The sequence below is a fragment of the Candidatus Erwinia haradaeae genome (assembly GCF_900698855.1).
GTDB lineage: Bacteria > Pseudomonadota > Gammaproteobacteria > Enterobacterales > Enterobacteriaceae > Erwinia_E > Erwinia_E haradaeae_F.
In genome coordinates, this window is the sequence record NZ_LR217698.1 from 984,445 (window position 1) to 1,010,446 (window position 26,002).

Consider the following 26,002-nt stretch of genomic DNA (forward strand, 5'->3'; position numbering starts at 1 on the left):
AGAAGATTAGATAGCGCTTTGATAAGGTAAAATACCTTGATGCAACATTTGAGTGGTATCTAACCGACAATCATTAGTACTCAGACCACGGAGCTCAATATTGAAAATAAGTTTATTATCATATTTACTTGTACCTTGTACCCAATCTTTAATGTTATGTGCATAACCCAATTTAATCGCATAACAACAAGAGCTATATTGCATGCCTACTAACTGATCTACTATCAAACGAGTCTTTGTATTGTAATAACAAGAACCCACTATAGACCACTGATCAACAATCGACCAGCTAGCAGTAATACCAATTTGAGATATATCCTGTTTATATCGAGACTGATCTATATCGCTTTCTAATAAAACCTGAGTTATATAATTTTCACTAATATAGCGATAACTCATTTGTATCATATGATTAACATCGGAACGCCATTCTAGAATACAATCCCCTTGGGAGATTCTATCTAAGTAAGTATCATAATATACTCCACCAGACAGAATGAAATGATCTTGCATTCTAACTTTACCAGACGCAACTAATGCTACCATACCTGAATGACGATTAGACTCATGATTTACTCTAGGGAATTCCGACACAAGCGAGTAAACTTGCCCTATAGAAATATTAAAACATTCATACAAATGACCATCAAAAATTCGCATAGTTAAACCGGTTGTTAACTGATTAGTAGATTCAATTCGATCTAAACCACTATATTTACGTTCTTGAAATAAGCTATAATAATTACGAAGTAATAATGTAGAATCATAGCTATGTATTGATCTTTGATCATGATACGGAATATAAAGATACTGAATCCGGGGTTCCAGACTTTGTGTATAACCTGGTAACAATATCATATTATGATCAAAACGCATTTGCTCATCAATACTAAACTGCGGTATAATACGATTTACTGAATTTTTCAACTTATTAATATTTTTGTTCTGTAAATTATAATACTGTATATTTTTTTGTAAATAATGAGTCGCTAGAACCTTAACTGTAGTATTTAATCTATTCCATTCAGTTATATATGGCCAATTTATCATGGGTTCAATATGTAAACGCATAGCCTCTGGCATATGTGGGTTACGATTAGTAAATCTGACAACCTGGGAATATAGGTGACTATCAAATAACCCGATATTATGTGAGTCATAATTAAATTCTACCTGAGGTTCGGCTGAATAAAAATCATGATAATGTTTTGTAGATAAAATCTGAAAATATTTTCTAGATAACGTTATATCCCAATTACTTCCTACATAACTCCAATCAAATTTCTGTGCAAGATAACCGTTAGTTGTAGACCCATACTCAGAATCTAAATCTCGAAAGTAATCAGAATCACTGACCTTGGTATACTCAGACTGAAAATGCCAAGAATCAGTAAAAACATTAGAATGATGCCAATGAAATAACCACCTAGGAGAAGGTAGATCATGTCGATGATGTCCATATGTATACATGCGATCATCTTTTAAATAATCGAATTCTAGTAAACCAGAACCAATAATCAAATATCGAAATTCGTTCTGCCACTGTATTCCCCGTCGACTGATATAACGCGTAATAACAGTAGCATCTGCTTGAGGCCCTATATTCCAATAATACGGAAATAAAAATTGTAAACCCCCAAATTTATTATAAGATCCCTTTGGTACCAAAAAACCAGAACGAGCCTTATTTCCTGTTGGAATCTGTAAATAAGGACTGTAGAAAACAGGAATAGAACCTATCTTAAATCGTGCATTCCAAATCTCAGATAATTCCAAATCACGATCATGAATAATCTTAGAACCCTCTACGATCCAACCTCTCTTTCCAAGAGGACAAGAAGTAAACGTACCATTCTTCAAAATAGTATAACGGTTATGCTTTCTTAATTCTATTTTTCGAGCAAATCCTCTTTCTTGTCGTCCAATAATTGTATAAGTACTATTCCACATATTAACATCTTTATTATGTAAATTTATCGAAGCCTGAGGTCCTGATAAAGCTATGTGATCATCATTATACTGAACATCGCCTAGCAGGTCGATAGTATCAATAAAGGTTGTAGCACCTCTGAAAAATTTTCGATTTAAATAAACATAATCAGATTTTAAATGTCGATTCCCATGATAAACATTAACATGACCATTGAAAATAGCGTTATTTGAATAAATAATAGTGGCCATGTCTGAAGTAATGGTTACGGACAACTGATTCAAACATTGTTCTTGTATAAATCGACCTTCATTACTTGGTGATGCACTAATGCATTGTAATGTAGATTCACCAGCTAAAGCTGAATGACTAAATAGAACAAAATTAACAAGAACAACCACCAAAGTAGATAATCTGATTATTATATAAAATATCAAGAATTATCCTTATAATAATTGGTATCTGAAACCATCGGTAAGATCCATTAGAATGAACTGTATATATAAAATGAGCGACAGATGTCTCTGTAAATAAAATAAAATTTATGTCTCTCACACTCCTTACATTATTTATCCAAATGATAATATTTCCATCGTGCTAGTCGTCTCTTTGTTATGTACAGAGATAATAAATATAAAGATTTTCAACTAAAATCTTATTACAAATCACGATTGGATCATTTTATTTATCTCAGTGATATATTATGAACTACTAGACACAACTAAATTTTTCAAATATATTATAAAGAAATAACACAGAATCAAAAATGCTACATAACATACATGTAAAGCCCCCATATAAGAAACTAGTGGTTCCGTTTTCTTATTCCATCCATATTTTACTAAAACTAATCTCGTTTCTATAACTTTGTTATTCTGTTTTAACTAAAACAGAAGAAATTAAATATTATAACAATCCATCTTTTCTCTTACTCTGCTATAATTAAATAGATATTTATCGCTCTCGTTACGTCAAGGGACTCTTCTATTAATATAGATTGTTTTAATATTAAATATTAATCTTTTCATGTATTCTTCTGAATCCAAAATCTAAGTACTACATATATCTATGATACAAATCATCTAGTGCCACACTACACAATTCTAACGAAGTTTACCTTATGATAAGATAAACATCACTAAGATAAATATACTCAGAGATATATACTTACTTTAATATCTATACGATTATATAAATAAGAAATATATATTATAAGATAACATCACTTTATATACATGGCTTTAATTATCTAAATACTGCATTTTTATTTTTAGTTCATTACAGAAGATAATTTTTAATTAAAAAAATTAGATTGTATGTGTATATAGATGTGTGCATATTAATAAATATTAAGAACATATCTTTTATTCTACGTCTCTACTAACTGTAGTAATAAAAATATTATATAATAACAGCCCTTTTATTTATGACCTACCAATAAACTTACCGGAAAAAAAGTAGTATCATTCTGTTCTAAAAATTTAAAAAATCAAACTTTTTAAATAATCGTATTGATTTAAATAAACTACCACTTACCATGCAATATAAATTAACAGACTTATTAAAATTATAGCATTATCATTAATCTACAGAATTTTATTAAAAAATCTTAAATTTATTACAAATATATAGTTAACCTCATACTCTTAGAAACAATCAAGCATATTTAAAAAAATTTCCTAGATGCGCTCCACTATAATATAAAATTAATAATTCATATATCAAGAATGACTTGTTTGCAAGCAAACATAAATGAAAAATATGCAATAGGTAAAGAAATATATTTTAATTTTGCATACTATCACATAAGATCTGTGAAAACATTCATTAATCAGACATAGCCATAATAAAATTACTTAAATAGCTTATAATATTAGAAATACAACACTATATTAATGTCTTGCATAATCACTTCCCCTCTAGGAGAATATATATTCATCTTTCTATAAAACGTTAAAAGTCAATAACCTAATGAGGAGTTTATGTTCTACTGGGGGAAAATATTAGGATTATTTTGGGGATTACTATCTGGCTCAAGCCTCTGGAGTATATTCATAGGTATTTTAATAGGACATTTATTTGATAAAAGTCGTTGCCCTGATAATCAGCATGACGCTTTTGAGCAACAAAAGCGACAATCTCTATTCTTTCGTACAACTTTTCAAGTTTTAGGACATCTAACAAAATCTAAAGGAAGAGTAACCGATAAAGATATTGAAACTGCCTCCAAACTAATGGACCGAATGAAGCTGTATGGAAATAGCCGACAAGAAGCACAATGCGCTTTTCGTGAAGGAAAAAAGATAGATTACCCTATTCGCGATAAATTACGTGAACTACGAATTGCTTCTTCCGGTCGCTTTGATTTACTTAGAATGTTTCTTGAAATCCAGATTCAAGCAGCATTTGCTGATGGTATCTTACATCCTAATGAGCGTCAAATATTATATATTATTGCTGAAGAACTAGGTATATCTTGCCAACAATTTGATCAATTTATACAAATGATGGAAAGCGGACAACAGTTTAACAACACATATTATCATGACCACCATTCACATACTGAAAATACCTGTCGTTCAAAACAACAAATACCAACGCTCGAAGATGCCTACACCATGCTTGGTGTTTCACAAAGCGACGATTTTACGACGATAAAACGAGCTTACCGCAAAAGAATGAGCGAGAATCATCCAGATAAATTAGTAGCTAAAGGCCTTCCCCCAGAAATGATGGAAATGGCAAAACAAAAAACACAGGCTATTCAAGAAGCATATGATCTTATAAAAGTTGAAAAAGGTTTTAAATAATTTACTGTCCTTTATAATTATGTGACTGACACTTAACTTTATAAACTTATGAACCAGTCTGATATAGATTTTCATAAAATTAAATATTTTATTAAGAATATTAATATACAATCTAGAATTCCTAGATAATCAAACTATCTCTATCCTTATTAAGAGCAATCATAAAAATGCTTTGACAAAACTAATCGCTAATCTATCACAGGTCTCTAAAGACTACCTGTAATTTTTGAATTACATAAGTAGTTATAAAAAGACTTTCAATTTAACTCTGAATATTTTATATGTTAGAGAAGCGCAGACCTCAGATTTTTAATATTAAAATAATACTAGTTTATTTAGATAACATACTATAAATACATAACAGATCTGTTATGAGATGTTTTATATAAAAAGTTAAAAAATCTATTATCTTTCTTAGTAAGCTTCATCATATTTATCCATTATTATACAACTCACTAAAAGATTGAATAGTCTTTCAAAAAATTACATGCTAGAATATAAAAACTCAATACAAGATATAATCTTCTTACTAATTATCAATTAAAATAACAATATAATTCATTAAGACTCATAATATGAACAATCAAAAAGTAACTATTGTAGTGAAAAAATCAATAAAATAATTAAGATCACTATTAAATATTAAAAAAAGATAATAACGCTTATCGTTATTATACTTTTATCTATTTATGTATCTACTAATCTATCCAAATTTCTTGTAACTTACTTATTCTATGAAGGTAGAATACTCTATTGATCAGAAATAGATTACTAATTTTTAGTTTAAACTTATCTCCTGTTTTCATTATTATTTTATAATCTAAGAAATCACCTGATTATTAATCATATTGATAAAAATCATACTTACAAGATCCTTTATATAAGATTATCAACACCTCATAACCACTGAACTGGTTAATATTTTGATAAATATGAAAAAATTTATAGTCATCTATAGGTAATGACGACATCATGTTATGATGATAATACGATTTTTTTTAAAAAAAATAAGTATTACTAGTTTCGATAGCAATAATAATACATAATTCAATTCTAATTTTTATTTGATACCCAATCTTAATCTATTATCCCAAACATACTTCGTCTGACAAAAAGCTTTATGATCGAAAATATAATAGTATGCCCTTTAAATAATAATTATTTTCCTGGATTAGTATACATAGCTTTCATTCTAATAGATCTAGGACAGAGATGCTAATGTAGCATATCGTATAAATATTACAGAACTATTTATGCATTTGATCTATCAAAATAGGATTATTTTCTCGAATAAATCTCTGTAGAGCATATAATTTTTATATATAATAACCTAAAAACTAAATTTTTTCTCAAAAAATCAAGCTGGATTACTAATATCAATAAAAGTAACATGAAGAGAGTGTTTTTCAGACAGCCATTGGCCTAATGCCTTTACCCCACCTCTTTCCGTGGCGTGATGTCCTGCAGAAAAAAAGTGTAAACCCTGTTCCCGTGCACTATGTATAGTCTTCTCAGAGACCTCACCACTAATAAACGCATCAACCCCAAAAGAAGCAGCTGAATCAATAAAACCCTGTCCAGCACCACTGCATAACGCTATATATCTGATTAGAACAGGTGCTCTATCACTAGAACAATGTAACGGTTCGCGACCTAGTGTTAGATAAATACGCTGTTTTAACTCCTCTGCACTTAAGGGAACGCTCAGTTCACCCCAAGGTAATAACGATTGAACTTCACCATTAATTTTAATGCCTAAAGAACTTGCTAACTGCGCATTATTACCTAAAATTGGATGCGCATCCAAAGGATGGTGCCATGAAAAAAGATTTAAATCATGTTCCAAAATTATTTTAATGCGGTTTCGTTGCATACCCATAAGCCCAGGGCGTTCATTTTTCCAAAAATAACCATGATGAACTAAAACTGCATCTGCTTTTAAACGCACCGCTTCAGTAAGCAATCCATAACAAGCTGTTACACCACTAACAATTTTTTTAATCTCACTTCGACCTTCAATCTGCAAACCATTTAATGTATAATCACTAAAAGATGTGCTATTTAAGAGTTGATTGACAATCTTTTCTAGATCAGTGTTACGCACAATTATGCATCCTATGATTGAATTATCTCAAAAACTAAATTAGATCTTATATTTAAGATGTATTATCATTATGAAATTTAAACGAAATAAAAGATTATTGTCTAAATTCACTCTTAATATCACGTTTCTTTTTTCAGAATAACGATCGGTTCTTAATGATACTAAATAAATATATAAAATTATAAATTTTATGCCATTATTACTTAATAATCTGATTTTTTAAAAAACTTAAAGAAAGATCTATAAAAAAATAAAAATAAAAACTATATTTTATAAATAAAATTTATTTATTAATGTTTATTATGCGGATCTTTGTAATTTATTAAATCTTATGATAAAATATGAACTGATGAAGTGTTTGTGGTTCCGCTTTCTACCAATGCTCCAGATACCATAACTAAAAAATCACCTTTACGGGCATATCCACTTGCTGCTGCAGCCTCTTTACCAAGACGATAAAAATCATCTGTAGAAGAAATACATTCAACTAATAATGTAATCACACCTTTGCTTAATAACAACTGTCTTGCTATTTGTTTATTTGTGGTTAAAGCCAAGATCGTAGCACTAGGAAAATACTTCCGTATGGCTTTAGCAGATTTACCACCTTTCGTTGCAACAATAATAAGTGGTGATGACAACTTCTCAGCCATTTCGACTGCGCTGCGACAAACTGCTTCAGTAATACGTAATTTTCGATTATTACTTTTTAAGTTAATACGACTTTGCATCACACGATCAGTTCGTTCACAAATCGTAGACATGATCCTAACAGATTCTAATGGATATTGACCTTTAGCACTTTCACCAGATAACATTACTGCATCCGTACCATCTAAAATAGCGTTAGCTACATCACCTGCTTCCGCTCGAGTGGGTCGAGGATTTTTAATCATTGAATCTAACATTTGCGTGGCGGTGATGATCACTTTTTGTGCTTCATTACACTTTTTAATCATCATTTTCTGAGCAAAAATAACCTCTTCTACTGGAATTTCAACACCCAAATCACCTCTCGCAACCATAATACCGTCTGACATATGAAGAATTTTATCAAAGTTATACAAACCTTCCTGATTTTCAATTTTAGATATAATCTGAATCTTTTCACCACCATGTACGTTAAGATATTCACGAATTTCCATTACATCATCAGCTTTTCGAATAAAAGACGCAGCAATAAAATCTACATCTTGCTCACATCCAAAAAGTAAATCACGCTTGTCCTTTTCTGAGAGAACAGGTAAGTTCACTGAAATACCAGGTAAATTAATTCCTTTATTCTCACCTAAAATACCACTATTCAGAACTTTACAAACAACAGTGCCGCTTGTAATCTCTATTACTTTCATACCGATCAATCCATCATCCACTAATATAGTATTTCCAACATTTAAGTCTGACGTTAAACCTGGATAACTGACTGCTACAACCGTGCTATTTCCATTAATATTTTGATTAGTAGTAAAGGTAAACCTCTGCCCTGATTGTAGGAATACACCATGGGAGCTTTCCAATTTCATAGTACGAATCTCGGGTCCCTTAGTATCAAGAAGAATAGCCGCCTGATAAGTACTGTTTCTAATTACATTACGCAAATTAGTAATGCGTTGCGCGTGCTCCTGATAACTGCCATGAGAAAAATTTAGGCGCATAACATTCATGCCTGCATCTAGAAGTTGAGTTAAAATCTCCTGAGATTCAGTTGAGGGACCAATGGTGCAAACAATCTTAGTTTTTTTCATAATGATTCATCTAAATGTAATAAATAAAATATATACTGATGCTCAATCCGTCTTGAAAAATCTGATGCAAATTTTTAATACAATCAAATATTGAATTATAGATTCTATATTATAATTAGGGGTTAATTTGAATAAATTTATCATATTTAAAATATAATGTTAGCATGCACAACTAAACATACTATAATTTTTATTATCTCATTAATTAAAAGTAACCATTTTATAACAAATATTTTTTTACAGCATTAAATATAAAATATAAATAGTTATAGATCAAAATGCATATCATAACGCTTGTCAGAAAAATCTATGTTACAGTATAGTTTCTACATATCTAAAGACTCACAAATATAACTATTTAAGAGATTTCTTTTAAAGAAAAAATAGAATATTCAATGATTTTTCTTCAAAAAGTAGTCTGAATATTACAATACAATTTACAAAAACTAAATTTATGTTTGAACCTTTCATGATATATAGAACAGTTATCATTTTTATCCTATAAACTTATTATATCAAAATAGTATAATTATTATATCAAAGTAATATAATAGAAATGATGAAGTTATAATATCAGGCTATATGCATTTTAGAAACTTTTCCAACATTATCTAATCCTATTTGAATAAAATAAAAGTCATTTCCCCGCATACTTTCTAATTTGTCAAAAAACCAATAGATCAAAGAATTAGTTAAATTTTTTTAAAATAAAATTAATTAGCATTACCACGGGGTCTTTTCAGATTTACGGAAGTAATAAAAGTTAAAAAGTCATTATTAATAATAATGCAACCTAAGAAGTTATGCTAATGCACTTTATGCATTAATGTAAGACCCATCTAAAACATGAAGCGTATATATAATTAAAGAATAGTACAATTATAAACAATGTAATACCTTTCAAGTAAAAACTGCTTGTAGAAATATATTATTCTGTTAATTAAATATTCTCTTTATTAAAAGAGAATATTTAATTAAGATAAAAAGAGAGAAGAAAACATTCTCATTAATATAAAAAAGATACTTGATGTCAAAGAAAATTTTTACCCATGAGAAAATGGTTCATATAATTTAGAAGATAATCAAAAAAACCATTCTTACTAGATAACACAATTTTATCAAATAACTCACCAGACGCCATAATCTCATCACCTGTGACATTGCTTGTAATTTAAACATACACTGAAAAGTGTATATGTCTTTTTATTAAAAATAACGTCTATTTTCAAACATCACGGTAAAGACATTATAGAAAAGGGTCTGCTATTTAATAAAATTCTACTTATGTAAAAAGATGACTAAAACCAATATGTGTATTAATAATTAATACTAAACAATAATTATCTATATCATTACCAATCGATTTAGAATAGAAAAAAAATAAACATAATCAATCAGACAATTAAATCATACAATTAAATTAACATTAACCAATTACATATTCTAAACAAACCATTATATATATGTTTTTTAGAAACAAACCATTGTTGTCGTAAACAAATAGAAATATTTTCTATTATATTGTATTAGTTAATACACTAATTTAGATTGTATCTAATATCCATTCAATTAATAATTATCTACTCACTAACTAACAATAATGCTTTTAAATTAAAAGAAAAAAAATTGCTTATATAATTAATCCAGTTCATCGCGTATTAACAAATATAGCGGTTAAATGAATAGAAAATACGTATAAGCTAACAATAGTAATCCAATAAAACACATCTAAAATCTATTTCAAACTATTAAGTATAAACTTTATGACCATTGTAATTATAATCTAAAATCTACAGATTTTCTATTTAATATAAATAGGGATATAGTAATAAAAATATTACAGAAATTAATACGTTTCGAATCCAAAAGACCTTATGAACTCAATTAAATAGCTGAATGAAAGTATGTTTTAAAATTAACTAAAATTCAAAATGGAAATATATGATGAGCATAAAAACTCCTTTGCTCCTATCTAAACCTTCACTTCTACAATCAAAAAAATAAAACAAAAAAAACTTAGGTATAAATTAAAAAACATTTTATCTTTATTTTAATACTTCATTCCACTTAACCTAATAGTTAAATCAAAGCTGAAATTCATTAGAAATTGAAATATAAAATATATTTTTAAAATTAATCTTTCTGCAAGAAAGAATATCATTAAAAAAAATAAATAAATTAACAAATAAAATAGAAAATATTTTTTAAAAATATAGATAATATATCAACTATTTCATTTACATGTAACCTACTTTTCATCAAAATAAACTAAAAAAATCCATATCATGTCTAACTGCAAGTTGAAAAAATATCCTTAATTATAAAATGAAAGTGATACAATATCATGTTATCATAACATGATAAATCAACCTGATGACTTTTAATTCCATAACATACGAACCAGAACTATAGTACGCCATCAATCAAATGTTAATCTCTAATACTTAATATTAATAAGATTTATATTCAATAAAAATTTATATCAGAAACCAAATCAACTCTGATATAAGTATATATAAATCCCATTTTATTTCTTTTTTTTAATTATTATCATCCTGATAGTTACCATGAGAGAATAAGATTCTTTAATTTATACATGGTTATAAGTTGTGATGATATACAGATCCAATTATCATGATCAAATCATCTCTCTAAAAAAACCCGTTCTATTTATATCCACAATAATTCTATCTGAAAATTATACCTTCACCTTATATTCAACTTATAAAAAAATAAAACAATACTATTATGTCATATTCTATACATAATCAAACCTGACAATTATTTTGACTACTAACCTGTCTTTCTGACTATCTAATAAACTCTTAGTATTATAACAAATAATATTCAACTAGTAGGAATTTTTTCATAGAAATTATAGAAATGATTTTCTATATTTTAATCAGAGCATCTCATACACTAGAAATAAACATTTCTATAAAAATTATTATATATCGATAAATTAAAAATTTTGCAATATACATCATGAAGTGTAGATACTAAATTAGTATAGTTATAATATAGAAGAAAATAATACATTTTAAAACACCGTTATAAAAGGTATCAAGGAATGAAAAAATTTTTAATTGCCCCATCAATTCTTTCTGCAGATTATGCCCGACTTGGTGAAGACACTTCTAAAGCTTTAGATGCAGGTGGTGATTTAGTACATGTGGATATCATGGACAACCATTATGTTCCTAATCTGACAATGGGTCCAATGACTGTAAGAGATCTTCGTAATTATGGCATAACAGTTCCTATTGATGTACACCTTATGGCACAACCCGTAGATAGCTTAATACCTGATTTCATAAAAGCCGGTGCCAATTGCATTACGTTTCATCCCGAAACATCGCAACATATTGACCGAACTCTACAACTAATTCAACAATCCGGTTGCAAATCTGGTTTAGCATTAAACCCTTCTACATCTCTTGAAATCCTTCGTTATGTTATGGATAAGATCGATATTATTTTACTTATGTCTGTTAATCCAGGATTTAGTAGACAATTATTCATACCCGGAACCCTAAAAAAACTTCATCAAGTTCGTAATCTAATTGATCGAAGTGGTTATGATATTTGCCTAGCAGTTGATGGAGGCATCCATATTAATAATATTTGCGAAATTGCTAATACAGGCACAGATATGTTAGTAGTAGGGTCTACTATATTTGATAGTATAGATTATAAAAAAGTAATTTCAGCTATGCGGATTGAACTAGAGAAATCTCACTATATATAATTACACTAATTCTCATATAATAAGCTCCCTTTGCTACATGAATATTAGTCATGTAATCTTCTAGATTAAGAGTTATATGCTTACTTTATATACAATATTTTTATAAAAATTACATTTAAAAATAATATTTTCATAGTTATTTAAATTAATTTTCTACTAGAATATTGCAATATCATATAAATTCATCCATTAAATATCTTAATTTATATAATATATGAAATACACTGTATATTCTTCTTTTATGATATCATTTAGCATTTTTAAAATATAAAATATTGCATAAAATAAAAAATTCGTAACTTCATCTTATAATCTAGAAAATTATATTTCACTTAATATTGAGTTTCAACCGATCACATCATATACCCGTCAAGTAATTATAGAACACAAATAATTAGAAATTACTTAAAAACCAGTGTCTAAGTAAATATTGAATAGAACATATTTCATACTGACTTAATAAAACCTAACTAGAGTTGTTTTAGTAACTCTATTAAAGTATACAATAAAAACGAATAATCATTGTAACTCACTACCAATATTATATTAAACTTAAATCTAATTAATTATAAAATCAATAATGACAATACTAATATTATAATTTTCTCCTCTATAAATTCTTAATGAAAAATAATACTTTTAATATACATTCACTAATCTTATAATAAGATATAGAAATAAATTTCAATAGAATACAATTCTCAATTATACATATATAAGACGATACTAAATTCTAAAAAATTCCCTAAGTCTTTCAAGTCATTAGAACGACTACTGATAAATAATCTCTTTTATCAGAGAAAACACCATCTTCCTGACAAATAACCATTGAATAAATATTTATTCATATCTTGCTTGTTATCAATATAATTCATGATGAATAATATAAGTTGCTCTAAATAGAATTAAATATGCAAGTATCTTGCAATAAACCTCCAAATACAACGCTCTAGGAACTTTATACAATAAATTCTCCAAGCTAAACAATAAAATCATTGAGATAGCTCTCTATGTAATATAAGAAAAAATAAGAAAAAATTAAAAAAACTCTCCAAAATAAAGCATAGATAAAAGAATCTACGTTAGAATTCGCTACAAAATAATTATAAATATCCAGATTATCTAAAATTCCTAGATTAAATTAAATTATCTATATAAACCAAAAATCCAGGATATGTTGATAATACATTAAAAACAATCGGAGGCCATTAAACAAATTAAATCATTACACCAAACTAATAATCTTCATAACTTGATTATCATTCATAACAAATATTATTACTGTAAGTCTTTGGATAAAAAAGAAATATATTAGTTATAATTCTAGTAACAGTAAAAATTTATCTAATCAGATTATTGTAATTTTTAATGAATATTTTATTCTATCTTTAATATCTTAGAAACAACACACCAAGTACACAGAAATCGATAGATCAGCTCATCTTCTCCAAAATGAGAAATGTAACAATTACAAACCACATCTTTCTCTTCATGTACTTACTCTGTTAACAGTCATATTAAAAAAATAAGTAATATTAAACAACTTTCTAAATTTTATTAAACCACATACAAAGTCAAGCTATAATGCACTCATGATATATTGTAATACGGTTAATAATATTACAAATTAAAGAAGATAAAACGCATCAATATTAGAGAATAATAACAACCAATATCATTAGAAGTTCTATCAAAACACACAATCCAGTTGTTACTAAACATAAACACAATGTAATATCAATATAAAATAATATTTAGATACTGCCAATACTAACTAGATCAATATTCTATCAAGAACACTCGATTCTACATCAATCCTTAGAACTATAATTTACCATATTAATTTACTGCTATTTCAGTTACACTAATAAAATTATTGAAGATCGTAAAAATTAAACTGTCTGTAATCAGGATCAAATATAACTAAATTCTAACTCTTGATATATCCATAAAGATTAGATTCAACCTAAATTTTAGCCCAAATATAAGTGATATTTAAGGTATTAAAGGTTTACACTTATTATTTTTACTAATCTTTAAAATTTTATTTAGTATCTTAAAAAAACTAATAACAATATTTCTAATGCTATTAGCTGTACAAATACAATTTATAACATATTATTACTGCTCTACTTGATTATGATTGTAAATCGTTTTTAATTGAAAAGATATGAATTATGTTTGAATAATATAATACATTTATATCCCCTATAATGGCGCACACTTATGCTAGATCTATTTTCAAATCTTGATATCCATGGCGGACTATTATTGCTAGCTCTTCTCTTTGTATTATTTTATGAAGCTATAAATGGCTTTCATGACACAGCCAATGCTGTTGCGACTGTAATCTATACTCGCGCAATGAGCTCTAAATTTGCAGTTGTAATGGCAGGAGTATTTAATTTTTTCGGTGTTCTATTAGGGGGGCTAAGCGTTGCTTATGCCATAATACACCTTCTTCCTATTGATCTTCTTCTTAATGTTGGGTCATTTCATGGACTAATCATGCTTTGCTCTATGTTATTATCTTCTATTATATGGAATCTTGGTACGTGGTATTTTGGATTACCAGCTTCTAGCTCTCACACCTTAATTGGTGGCATTATTGGTATTAGTCTAACAAACGCATGCTTAACCGAAACGTCAATTCTCCATGCACTCAATATTCCACAAGTAATAAATATTTTAACCTCACTGGTTGTTTCCCCACTATTAGGATTAATAATTGCCGGAAGCCTCATGCATCTCCTCCAGAAATACTGGAGAAACAGCACAAAACAAAAGCAAATTCATATGACTCCAATAGAGTTAGAGAGATGTGATGGTAAGAAAAAACCACCATTCTGGATTCGAATGGCCCTAATCCTGTCAGCAATAGGAGTTAGTTATTCACACGGAGCTAATGACGGGCAAAAAGGTATTGGTCTTATAATGCTAGTTCTCATTGGAGTTGCACCTGCTGGTTTTGTAGTCAACATGCATGCAAGTAATTACGAAATCATTCGTACCCGCGATGCAATCAACCATCTCGAGCAATATTATTATCAACACATCCCGTCCCTCAAAAAAAATATACAGAAATCACCAACTATTTTTCAATTTGAATCGAAAGAAAATTCTACTCATCTATCTAATTCTAATTTGAACATGTCACACCTACTCTTATTAATTAAACAAACACAAAAAATCCTTAATAATATCACAAGTTATCAAATACTTAACCTAGAAGAACGAAGACAGTTACGGCAGCTCTTAATGCATATATCAGATAAAATAGAAATAGCTTCCTCCTCAAAAAAAATAACGTATGAAGAAAAAGTTTTTCTTAAAAAACTGAAATATGATATCCTCAGTACCGTCGAGTATGCTCCTATATGGATTATACTATTAGTCGCATTAGCTCTATCACTAGGTACCATGGCAGGTTGGCAACGCATTGCAATAACAATCGGTGAAAAAGTAGGAAAAACAGGCATGACATATGCTCAAGGAGTAGTTGCACAGGTCACTGCAGCCATGTCGATTGGTGTAGCTAGCTATACAGGAATGCCTGTATCAACTACACACATTCTTTCTTCATCTGTAGCAGGAACTATGTTAATCAGTGGAGGAGGAGTACAAGGTCCTACAATTAGAAATATTGTCATCGTTTGGGTATTAACTTTGCCTATTTCAATTATACTTTCAGGATCGTTATATTGGATAACGATCACCATCCTCTGAACTATAACATCTTTAAAACATATAAAAAGGAATCAACTAATCTATAACATTATTATACTTATTAACTCCAATCACTCTGGCTTTCTAGTTAAAAAATGGCATTGAAGATATAATCAATTTTCATAAACTTACTAAACTAAATAACCAAAAAAACTAGGAATTTAATTTACACATACAATTACAGACTCTTAGAATAGGTAATTGAAAAAATATCAGAATACTATTCTAACAGATCTAGTGTAATTCTGATGTATTATTAGATTATAAATCTAATAGTTTCTTTAATCTAGAAATAGTTAAATTAACATTAAAACCAATCGCTCACATCAAACTCTACAAAACTATTTTCAAGCCATGTCTACATTAAAAAATATTTTTATATTTACAAATACATACTAAATACTTTTTTATATTAGATCTTAATCTAACAACCTGTAATGATGACATTATCATCATTTATCTATAGAACTATAATGCTAAGACTTTCCTATACAAGTACTGATTGTATTGACTGTAATATCATTTCAATAATAGAGATGTCTCTTGTTTTTCAAAAAAATAATAAAAAATATATTAGATAGATAACGAATTAATAGCAATCATATGGAAAATCTACTAATATCTTTCTAAGAAAAAAGAAATACCGCATATATTAATATCCTATAGAAAAATTACACTTATTAAAATGATCTATTTTATTTAATTTAAGATTTAATCTTATCAATATCTTGGATAAGATTACTCTATAGATGCATAAATATAATAGAATAAATCTTATTTTTTATAGATTATAAAATGAATATAGAATGGTAATTCTATACCATTTAATTCATCTATATTTTGTATCTAATAAATAAAAATATTAGAATATATTAACTTAATATATATTTAGTCTAAAATACTATTTATCATATCTTATACACAAACAAATATTATGTTATCTAGAAGATAAACTCATAAAAAAATTATAGATGAATAGATTTTATTTAAAACATACCCTTATTCTCTAAAGAGCTACCTATATCTTTTATTCAACTATCAAAAGATAAATTATATATTAAATCAAAATATATTTTCTAGATTTATATAAAAATAAAAAACAAAACCCTTAACACAAAGTAAGTTTATGTATATATATTACAAATATATTAAATAACATTATAATAATCTCATCCTAACATAATCAGATTTAATTCAGTGACATAACATTCAGATCAAAGATATAAATAAATTTATTTTGATACATTTTCTTTATTGTACACTATAAATATTTATCACAAATATTACATACAATATTAATTAAAGAAAATGATTCCATTTTATTATCCTGAGATTTATATAAATAAAATTCACCCACCTTAATGCCTAAAAAGATAAATCAACACTTAATATAGATTGTCAATCATAAATTACATATATTCTACAGACCTCTTCGTTCATTTTCAACGACTCTAACCTGTATTTCTTTCTTAGAATTTAAGTCAATCATTATTATTTATACTATGAATCTGGTAGAAATGAATTAGATTTAAGTAAAAATTAATAATAATAAAATATTACAAAAAATTATTCAATTTAACATATTCATATAATCTTTGATAATAAACACTGATAAATACTTAGTATATTTATTTTAAATAACATGTCTGTACTAATAACCAGAAGATATAGCTAGTCACCAAACCCGCTTTATACTAAATTGCAACATATCTTATTTTAATATCTTAAGGGATTACACATGATTCGAGTATGGGCAACAGTCATAAAATATCATAATGGTTTTGCTACATTATATGTAGAAAAAAATAGATCCTGTATAAATTGTATCTCTTGTACCGAGAATAAAAAAAACAGATTTAATAAGAACACCTCTAAAGATTTATATATAATTGAAGTATATAGCTATCAATCTCTAGTACCAAAACAACAAATTCAAATAGGTCTATCTAAATCCAGCGCGCTTATAACGGCATTACTCATTTACATAACTCCCTTGCTGGGTTTATTGCTTTCTGGCATATTATTTCAGATATTTTTAAAAACTGATTTAGCAGCAATAATAGGAGTTTTACTAGGAGGAATTAGCGGATTTTGGTTAACAAAATGGCTATCTATCTTATTAATGCGATCACCATCCTTTCAACCAGTAATTATCTATCGCTATGTATTATCTGATTCACTCAAACTTTCTATAAAGAACTAGTGACTCTTCATTTCTCTATTTAAGTAACCATCTACTCAGAACAAGACATCTCTAACATAGGATATTAGTCATAATTATATTTTTGTATTACCTAAACGCATCATACTCATATGTAAAATATACTAAACAAACAAAAACTACCTAGACTATACAAAATATCAAAAATCATCTCGACTTAATCAATTATTATAATCTATAATCTCCTTGTGTTAAAATTACAATACAATATAAATTATTACAATCATAAACCGTTATGATATATTTTAATAGTTTCAAATCAGTTTTCATTTGAGCGATAGAAGATACATCACAATACATATTATTTAATAATATTATTTAATAATTAATTATATTTATTCCTCAAATGCATCAATTATAAAACCGATGATATATTTCAAAACATATTAAATTGTATACATTGATTCTTAATCAATAAAGAAAAGAGTTTTACATAAAAATAAAAAATTTTATATATTAAAAATATTATAAATATTAATATTTAATTTTTTTTGATAATTAAATAATTATTTATAATTAGATAAAGAAGCTGTTTGTGTATATATTTATATAAATAGAAAATCTTTTACTATCAAACTATCTACTATAATTACAATACGAAAAATAAAATTCTAATTATTTAACTCATAATAATTCCATTATTGAACTAACACATAAGTCATCTCAAGATGATATCTTCATAGGATATAATCAACTCCTTGTAAATTTTCTGAGAACTTTGAATAAATAATAAGTATAAGATAGATTGCTCTTCTAATCAAAAATATGGATATATTAAAATAAAAAATTAAGATGATATAAGAAATCTAAAATAATGTCTAATAATAAAATATTCACCGTCTCAAGAAGAATGGCTCACATGTATGTCTTTTTCTTATATAGCTCAAGAATATATCATTTTGAAATCAAGATTTAATATTCTATAAAACAGACCATTACAACTAGATACTTAATTTACACATAGTAAGCTTAATTCCATTCTAATTATTTTATTCATATTGATGTTTAAAATTTTTTCTTTTAAATTATTTGTATCACAGCTCTTCTTTTATAAGAAGATTATTTCTGTCATCTTAATAAAATTAAAAATATAAAAATCAAAAATGATCTTAAAACTTGATTTTAAATGGTTTAATATATATCAGAATATGATTTTCATAAATAAATACTATTATAGATATTTTATTATCCATGGACTACATGGTATATTATGATATAATCTAAAATGATATATAATTATATCCTATAAAAATAGAAAAATATGAGAAAAAGTATCCACGATAGAATACTAGGTAATAAAAATAAAAAACATGTAAAAATTTACATATATGTATTATACTTCAATAAAGTATATACCTGCTTATCATTCTAACAATCATGTTATTTATTTAAATACTACATCATATTACATAAAACTACATAAAGGAATCTTTATGTTAGAACACGAAAACATGATATACACAACAAAAATAATAGATAAAATTTGTTCTCTAGCCTATCAAGCTGGTTGCGCTATCATACAAGTATATGATGGCTTTATACCTTTAAATATACAAAAAAAATCTGACAACTCTTTAGTCACAAATGCAGATTTTTCAGCACATAAGATTATTTCAGAAGGCTTAAAAATATTAACCCCCCAAATACCAATCTTATCTGAAGAAGAGTCAGATCTTTGGATAAATAGACAAAATTGGACAAAATATTGGTTAGTAGATCCTCTCGATGGAACAGCAGAATTTCTTAACCATAATGATGAATTTACAGTGAATATTGCATTAATTCAGTCCGGTATACCTGTATTAGGTGTCATATATGCACCAGCATTAAAAAAAATGTATTTTGCAATCAAAGATAAAGCTTGGAAAAAAGAAAATGGATTAAATATGCAACTCCAAGTTAAAAATGCACAACCACCTATAGTAGTTATTAGCCGCTCACATAATAATAATTATAAATTAAATAATTATCTTAAAACACTACCAAAACACCAAGTAATTAAGATGGGATCTTCCTTAAAATTTTGTATGATCGCTGAAGGAAGAGCGCAAATCTATCCAAGATTAGGAAAAACCCATATTTGGGACACAGGCGCAGGACACGCAATCGCTATGGGATCAGGAGCTAAGATGACTAACTTTCAAGGAAAACATATCGATTACACCCCCACTCAATCATGTCTTAATCCAGAATTTATCGTATCATTAATATAAGATTTATTTACACAATATAAAAATATAAAAATCGGTTATACTTACCCCGAAACGATTTTTACTCTACTAGATAAGAAGTATCCTCATTTTACATAATGAAACAAGTCATAGACGTCTGTAAGATTAATAAAATTCTATAGGTAGTCTATATTTATAGACTCTTAGAATGATTTAATAGAATAAACCAAAATCAACCATAATATCATAGCAGCACTGTATTATACAGCAACCAAGATATTAAAAATAATAAATAAACATTACTGAAACTAAAAAATAAAAAAGACAGTTTTCACTATAAAAATTAATCTACAACACTAGAACCAAAAATACGAAATAAACTAAAAGCAGAATTATTATGTTTAATAACGTCATATTTATGACTACAAATCATCTACCATTTGCACGGAATAACCTATATAAGTGGCTGGAGTCATATTTTTTAAACGTGTTTTTTCTTTTTTTGGTAACTCTAAACCTTCGATAAAATCTTTTATTTCTTTAGCACCAATCTTATTACCACGAGTGAGCTCTTTTAATTGATCATAAGGTCTTTTAAGACCATATCGACGCATAACCATCTGTATAGGTTCAGCTAATATTTCCCAGTGAGAATCAAGCTCTTCTGATATAGAAGAATGATTTACTTCTAATTTGAAAATACCATTAAGAATAGCTTGATAAGCAATTAAAGAATAACTAAACCCTACTCCTATATTTCGTAATACAGTTGAATCAGTCAAATCACGCTGCCAACGTGAAATAGGTAGTTTTCTTGCCAAATAATCTAAAAGCGCATTTGACAGACCTAAATTTCCTTCAGATTTCTCAAAATCAATCGGATTAATTTTATGAGGCATAGTAGAAGATCCAATCTCAGAAATAACCATCTTCTGCGTAAAATAATTAAGAGAGATATAACCCCATATATCTCGATTAAAATCTAAAAGAATAGTATTGAATCGTGTTACACAATGCAACATCTCTGCAATAAAATCATGGGGTTCAATTTGTGTAGTATAAGGATTCCAATTAATACCAAAAGAAGTGACAAACTCCTTGCTAAACTGACACCAATTTACACTTGGATAAGAAACAACATGAGCATTGTAATTACCAACCGCACCATTAATTTTACCTAAGATCTCAATATTTTCTAGTTGCTTTAATTGACGTTGCAATCGATAACATACGTTAGCCATTTCCTTACCTAATGTAGTGGTAGTAGCAGGTTGTCCATGCGTACGAGCTAAAAGTGAAATTTCTCGATAATCTATAGATAAATCTTTAACTACATTAATAATTTTTTTCCAGAAAGGGAGAAGAATGTCATGCCGAACTGTTTTTAACATTAATGCATACGCAAGATTATTAATATCTTCTGAAGTGCAAGCAAAGTGAATAAATTCAAAAATAGAATGTAAAGAAGGAAGAGATAAAACTTTTTCTTTTAAAAAATACTCTACTGCCTTAACATCATGATTAATTATTTTTTCAATTCTCTTAATACGCATAGCATCTTCGTTGTTGAAAGAACTAATAATTGTATCAAGAAAATTATTTTCTTCAGAAGAAAACTGGGGAACTTCATTAATTTCTAAGCACGAAGATAGCTTTTGCAACCAACGAATCTCAACCTCAATACGAAATTTTAAAAGGGCGTATTCACTAAAAATTGCCCGTAAAGGAGCAACTTGCTCACTATAACGACCATCAATAGGCGAAATAGCAGTTAAAAAACATAATTCCATGATCGTTACTCCACAAAATAAAATATTAAATATTATCTTTGTTTAAAGATTCCAATATATCCTTTGCTACCTTTACTAAACGGTGGCGAAAAAAAAATAACTGCAAACGATTACCTCCAACCTGTTTCCATAATACAGCAGAACGAACACCTGCAAGCAGTATTGCACGTACTTGATTTTGTATATATATATTTTCCAATATAGTTTTGGATCCAGAAACCTTAATACAAGGACCAAGTGGTCTAATGATATTAGTATACATTTCTGCAATTACACTTATTACTTTAGTAGAGTCTATAACGTCATCATCTAATTGTTTAGAAAGATTAATTATGGATCCAGATAAATTTTGTAATGCTGTTTTACTAGCCTGTAACTGACGTTCTAACATCATTATACCCATAATATAATGAGTAATTTCATTTGTTAAATTCTGATAAATTCTACTATTAAATAATCCAATTAAAGTCTCCAAACCACACTGAACATTAGATGTTTTATTACCAAATACAGATAATGTAGAAACTGGATTTAAATCTAGCAAACTATTAAGAGAAATTTTCAATGCCCATGTCGAACATTTACCATGATGTGCTAGTTGTTGCACTAACCGCGTGGCTTGACATACACCTGCGAAAGAAATGGCGATATCATGATGTTTTTTTACCACAGTCACTCCTTATTTCTCCAGTCACATGGAATCAACGGAAGGCGTTGTTCAATAATCCCACCACCGATACATACATCATTAAGATAAAATACCCCAGACTGACCCGGCGTGACAGATGCCACAGGATATTGAAAGTGTGCTATGACACAATCATTATTTAACAAAGTTACAATACAGGGAATATCTTTCTGATGATAACGGGTTTTCACAACACAACTCAGTTGAGTTGTTAATAAGTTTCTATTCATCCAGCTTAATTTCCGAGCTATTAGCCCAACTGACATAAGATGAGGATGACTCCGTCCCTGTGCAACAACTAAAATATTCTTGGAAATATCTTTATCTACCACGTACCAAGGATAATTATTACTGAATTTTTTCCCACCAATCCCTAAACCTTTACGTTGTCCCAATGTATAGTACATGAGACCCTGATGTTCACCAATTTTATGACCATCGATAGAAATAATGATACCAGGCTGTTTCGGTAAATACCGTGAAAGAAATCTGGAAAAATTACGCTTACCAATAAAACAAATACCAGTTGAATCTTTTTTCTCTGCCGTAATTAATCCGAGTTCTTTAGCAATTTTTCGTACCTCAAATTTATATAAATCACCAAGAGGGAAAAGACTACGTGTAATTTCTTTATGTCCTAAGGTATAAAGAAAATAGCTTTGATCTTTTTTACTATCTACACCCCGTAAAAGCTCGAGGCAACCATTTATATCTCTACGACGCACATAATGTCCGGTAGCAATATAATCCGCTCCTAAATCTTCTACCGCAAACTCTAGAAACATTTTAAATTTGATCTCTTTATTACAGAAAATATCTGGATTTGGTGTATAACCAGATTTATACTCGTCTAAAAAAGGCTGAAACACATAATCCCAATACTCAGCAGAAAAATTAACAGTATGTAAATCTATACCAAGCTGTTGACAAGTAGCTTCAGCATCAGCTAAATCAGATGCTGCTTCGCAATGCTCTGTAGAATCGTCACCTTCCCAATTCTTCATGAATAAACCTTCAACCTGATAACCTTGTTTCTGCAATAAAAAAGCTGCTACAGAGGAATCTACACCACCAGACATTCCAACGATTATTTTTTTTTTATTATCAGACATTATATCACCTGGATTCAAACAACTAATCCGATAAAGTTTAAAAATACTCAGACATCTAAATTAATTATTAGAACGCTATTTAATCGTAATAAATTAAGAAAAAAATAATATTTAGGAAAATTTCTTAACCATATTCGTAAATTATTTCATTCAATATCAACTAATATATCTAAATATCTCCCTTGACTAACTTTTTAATATCCTAACATAATATACTTTCTAGGCTTGTTATTAGAATTATAATATGATTGCGTAATCTCAAAATAAGATATCTCAGCTCATTCTTTGTAATAATGACCTCAGGCCTCTTGATCCTTGATAATAAAAAATAGAAAATGGCCCTTAGTCATAATCGAATTGATTATCATTTCTTATTCAGTAAGAAAAAGAAAAATTAACCTTAAAAACACTAAATCCTTATATCAAAACTCTTATATAAATAACACTCGTTCTTTCTTCATACCACTTATCTTGATCTATATGTTTAACTGTCATTACCTAATATCATTTACATAAGTCATATAATATGTTAAATAAAGTTAGATAAAATCTAATAATTACATCTGTAAAATCCATATTATAGATTGATGTAAAAATCACTAATCATAATCAATCGAATTCAATATTGACATTATATTGAATAACTACAAACTAACTATATCAATATTATATAGAATGAATACAATACACATATTAAAAAAATATTACTAAGAACTATCTTATCAATAACAACATACTGTTATTTAAAATATAATCATGAATATAACTACAACCTATAAGAACCCGTTAATAAAAATTAAATAATTTATAAATTATCATTGATAAATTCATAATAATTAATTTCAAATTTTTCATCATTACATTACTAATTAAAATCAATGATGAATTTCATTCAGGATAAAACTTTATATATTCAATATCAAAATCAGTGATTAAAATAATCTTAATACTTTTAAATATAGTAAATAAAAAATAATATTTTAATAAAATTACTCATGAAGGTAGATAGATATGCAATGTACATAATAATCAAATTAGATAAACACCATATTATTAAAATAAAATATTACATAAAATTATGCTATATATTAATATTTTATTAGAAAATTTTTCCAAATTATATCAAATTCTAAGATAATATAACCTTATTTTATATAGAAAACCATTATAACTTTGTTGTTTTATAAAAATAAAAATAAAATCTCTTTTAGTTTAGTAAAACCAAATACAAATAGCACTTTGCTCATTCTAAAAAATAATAATTAAAAAAACGAAAAATACTAAATATAGATAAAGATTGTCTGTTTTTTCATTAAGTAAGTAATTAAGTTGATCAACTTATATTATGTAATAAACTATGATCTCTAATAGAGATTAGTTAAAAAAATCGTACTAAAAAATTTAATAAAATATATACTCGCACTAGATCTGGATCTCACTCATTATCTAATTATTTTCGATTAATTAAATAATTCCTTTTTATCTAAGTTATAAAATAAATCTAGTTTTTAGAGAAATCACAAAAAAGAAAAACACGATGATTCGAAAAAATCATATAATTAATATATATTACTTTTCAGGAATTACCACCAGATTGTATTCAATACATTTTAAAAATAAAAAAATTAAGAAAATGAATGAAAAAGCATACATTATCTTATAAGACACATTGCGTATAGTTCTAGTAACTCTAATGATTGACTTATTATCTAAACATCACAATGATAACTTATAACTCTTGATATTACTACAATGCACAATTTCTATCGATCATGCAGATAATCAGAAAATTATTTCTCTATAAAAACTCTTATAAAAACTATAATAAAAAATATATTCAACATCTTTTTATGCATTCAGGATAAGTATATCTATACCTACCAAGGTGTTCTACAAATTCTGTAGTATCTTGATAAATATATAGATGAAACAATAAATAAACTTCTTAAGTAAAAAT

11 protein-coding genes are annotated in these 26,002 nt (G+C 27.5%); 5 read left to right on the forward strand and 6 right to left on the reverse strand.

Annotated elements, in window-relative coordinates; genetic code table 11:
* Nucleotides 1–6 precede the first annotated feature (6 nt).
* Nucleotides 7–2,331, reverse strand: a complete 2,325-nt coding sequence (gene lptD, locus HACICURT3053_RS03010) for an LPS assembly protein LptD (protein WP_232037556.1) — start codon at nucleotides 2,329–2,331, stop codon at nucleotides 7–9.
* A gap of 1,581 nt (nucleotides 2,332–3,912) precedes the next feature.
* Between lptD and djlA the strand changes: the two genes are divergently transcribed.
* Entirely contained in the window at nucleotides 3,913–4,740 is an 828-nt protein-coding gene (gene djlA, locus HACICURT3053_RS03015; protein ID WP_157992238.1) for a co-chaperone DjlA, read from the forward strand.
* 1,357 nt (nucleotides 4,741–6,097) lie between these two features.
* Here djlA and HACICURT3053_RS03020 read toward each other — a convergent pair.
* Together HACICURT3053_RS03020 and pykF are read right to left on the reverse strand one after the other, a co-directional pair.
* Entirely contained in the window at nucleotides 6,098–6,844 is a 747-nt protein-coding gene (locus tag HACICURT3053_RS03020; protein WP_157992239.1) for a Nif3-like dinuclear metal center hexameric protein, read from the reverse strand.
* Nucleotides 6,845–7,173: 329 nt separating this feature from the next.
* Nucleotides 7,174–8,589, reverse strand: coding sequence for a pyruvate kinase PykF (pykF, locus tag HACICURT3053_RS03025; protein WP_157992240.1), 1,416 nt, complete (start codon nucleotides 8,587–8,589; stop codon nucleotides 7,174–7,176).
* A gap of 3,070 nt (nucleotides 8,590–11,659) precedes the next feature.
* Here pykF and rpe point away from each other — a divergent pair.
* The 4 genes from rpe (at nucleotide 11,660) to cysQ (ending at nucleotide 20,497) form a co-directional block, all read left to right on the forward strand.
* Nucleotides 11,660–12,337, forward strand: a complete 678-nt coding sequence (rpe, locus tag HACICURT3053_RS03030; RefSeq protein WP_157992241.1) for a ribulose-phosphate 3-epimerase — start codon at nucleotides 11,660–11,662, stop codon at nucleotides 12,335–12,337.
* 2,226 nt (nucleotides 12,338–14,563) lie between these two features.
* Nucleotides 14,564–16,063, forward strand: coding sequence for an inorganic phosphate transporter PitA (gene pitA / locus HACICURT3053_RS03035; protein ID WP_157992242.1), 1,500 nt, complete (start codon nucleotides 14,564–14,566; stop codon nucleotides 16,061–16,063).
* Nucleotides 16,064–17,801: 1,738 nt separating this feature from the next.
* On the forward strand, nucleotides 17,802–18,266 hold the full coding sequence (locus tag HACICURT3053_RS03040; RefSeq protein WP_157992243.1) for a SoxR reducing system RseC family protein: 465 nt from the start codon (nucleotides 17,802–17,804) through the stop codon (nucleotides 18,264–18,266).
* Nucleotides 18,267–19,753: 1,487 nt separating this feature from the next.
* Complete coding sequence (gene cysQ / locus HACICURT3053_RS03045) at nucleotides 19,754–20,497, forward strand: 3'(2'),5'-bisphosphate nucleotidase CysQ (protein ID WP_157992325.1); 744 nt, start codon at nucleotides 19,754–19,756, stop codon at nucleotides 20,495–20,497.
* Between the two features lie 380 nt (nucleotides 20,498–20,877).
* Here cysQ and purB read toward each other — a convergent pair whose 3' ends face one another.
* From purB to mnmA, 3 genes are read right to left on the reverse strand one after another with little or no spacing between them, the layout of a single operon-like run.
* Nucleotides 20,878–22,245 carry an adenylosuccinate lyase gene (gene purB, locus HACICURT3053_RS03050; RefSeq protein WP_157992244.1) on the reverse strand — a complete coding sequence of 456 codons (1,368 nt, stop codon included), beginning with the start codon at nucleotides 22,243–22,245 and terminating at the stop codon, nucleotides 20,878–20,880.
* 25 nt (nucleotides 22,246–22,270) lie between these two features.
* A complete protein-coding gene (gene hflD, locus HACICURT3053_RS03055; protein WP_157992245.1) occupies nucleotides 22,271–22,915 on the reverse strand; it encodes a high frequency lysogenization protein HflD in 645 nt (214 codons plus the stop codon).
* 2 nt (nucleotides 22,916–22,917) lie between these two features.
* Nucleotides 22,918–24,045 carry a tRNA 2-thiouridine(34) synthase MnmA gene (gene mnmA / locus HACICURT3053_RS03060; protein ID WP_157992246.1) on the reverse strand — a complete coding sequence of 376 codons (1,128 nt, stop codon included), beginning with the start codon at nucleotides 24,043–24,045 and terminating at the stop codon, nucleotides 22,918–22,920.
* Nucleotides 24,046–26,002: the final 1,957 nt, after the last annotated feature.

Excerpts from the sequence above, each read along its gene's own strand:
- djlA (WP_157992238.1), top strand. The coding sequence starts at position 3,913 with ATGTTCTACTGGGGGAAAATATTAGGATTATTTTGGGGATTACTATCT.
- pykF (WP_157992240.1), bottom strand. The coding sequence starts at position 8,589 with ATGAAAAAAACTAAGATTGTTTGCACCATTGGTCCCTCAACTGAATCT.
- rpe (WP_157992241.1), top strand. The coding sequence starts at position 11,660 with ATGAAAAAATTTTTAATTGCCCCATCAATTCTTTCTGCAGATTATGCC.
- pitA (WP_157992242.1), top strand. The coding sequence starts at position 14,564 with ATGCTAGATCTATTTTCAAATCTTGATATCCATGGCGGACTATTATTG.
- HACICURT3053_RS03040 (WP_157992243.1), top strand. The coding sequence starts at position 17,802 with ATGATTCGAGTATGGGCAACAGTCATAAAATATCATAATGGTTTTGCT.
- purB (WP_157992244.1), bottom strand. The coding sequence starts at position 22,245 with ATGGAATTATGTTTTTTAACTGCTATTTCGCCTATTGATGGTCGTTAT.
- mnmA (WP_157992246.1), bottom strand. The coding sequence starts at position 24,045 with ATGTCTGATAATAAAAAAAAAATAATCGTTGGAATGTCTGGTGGTGTA.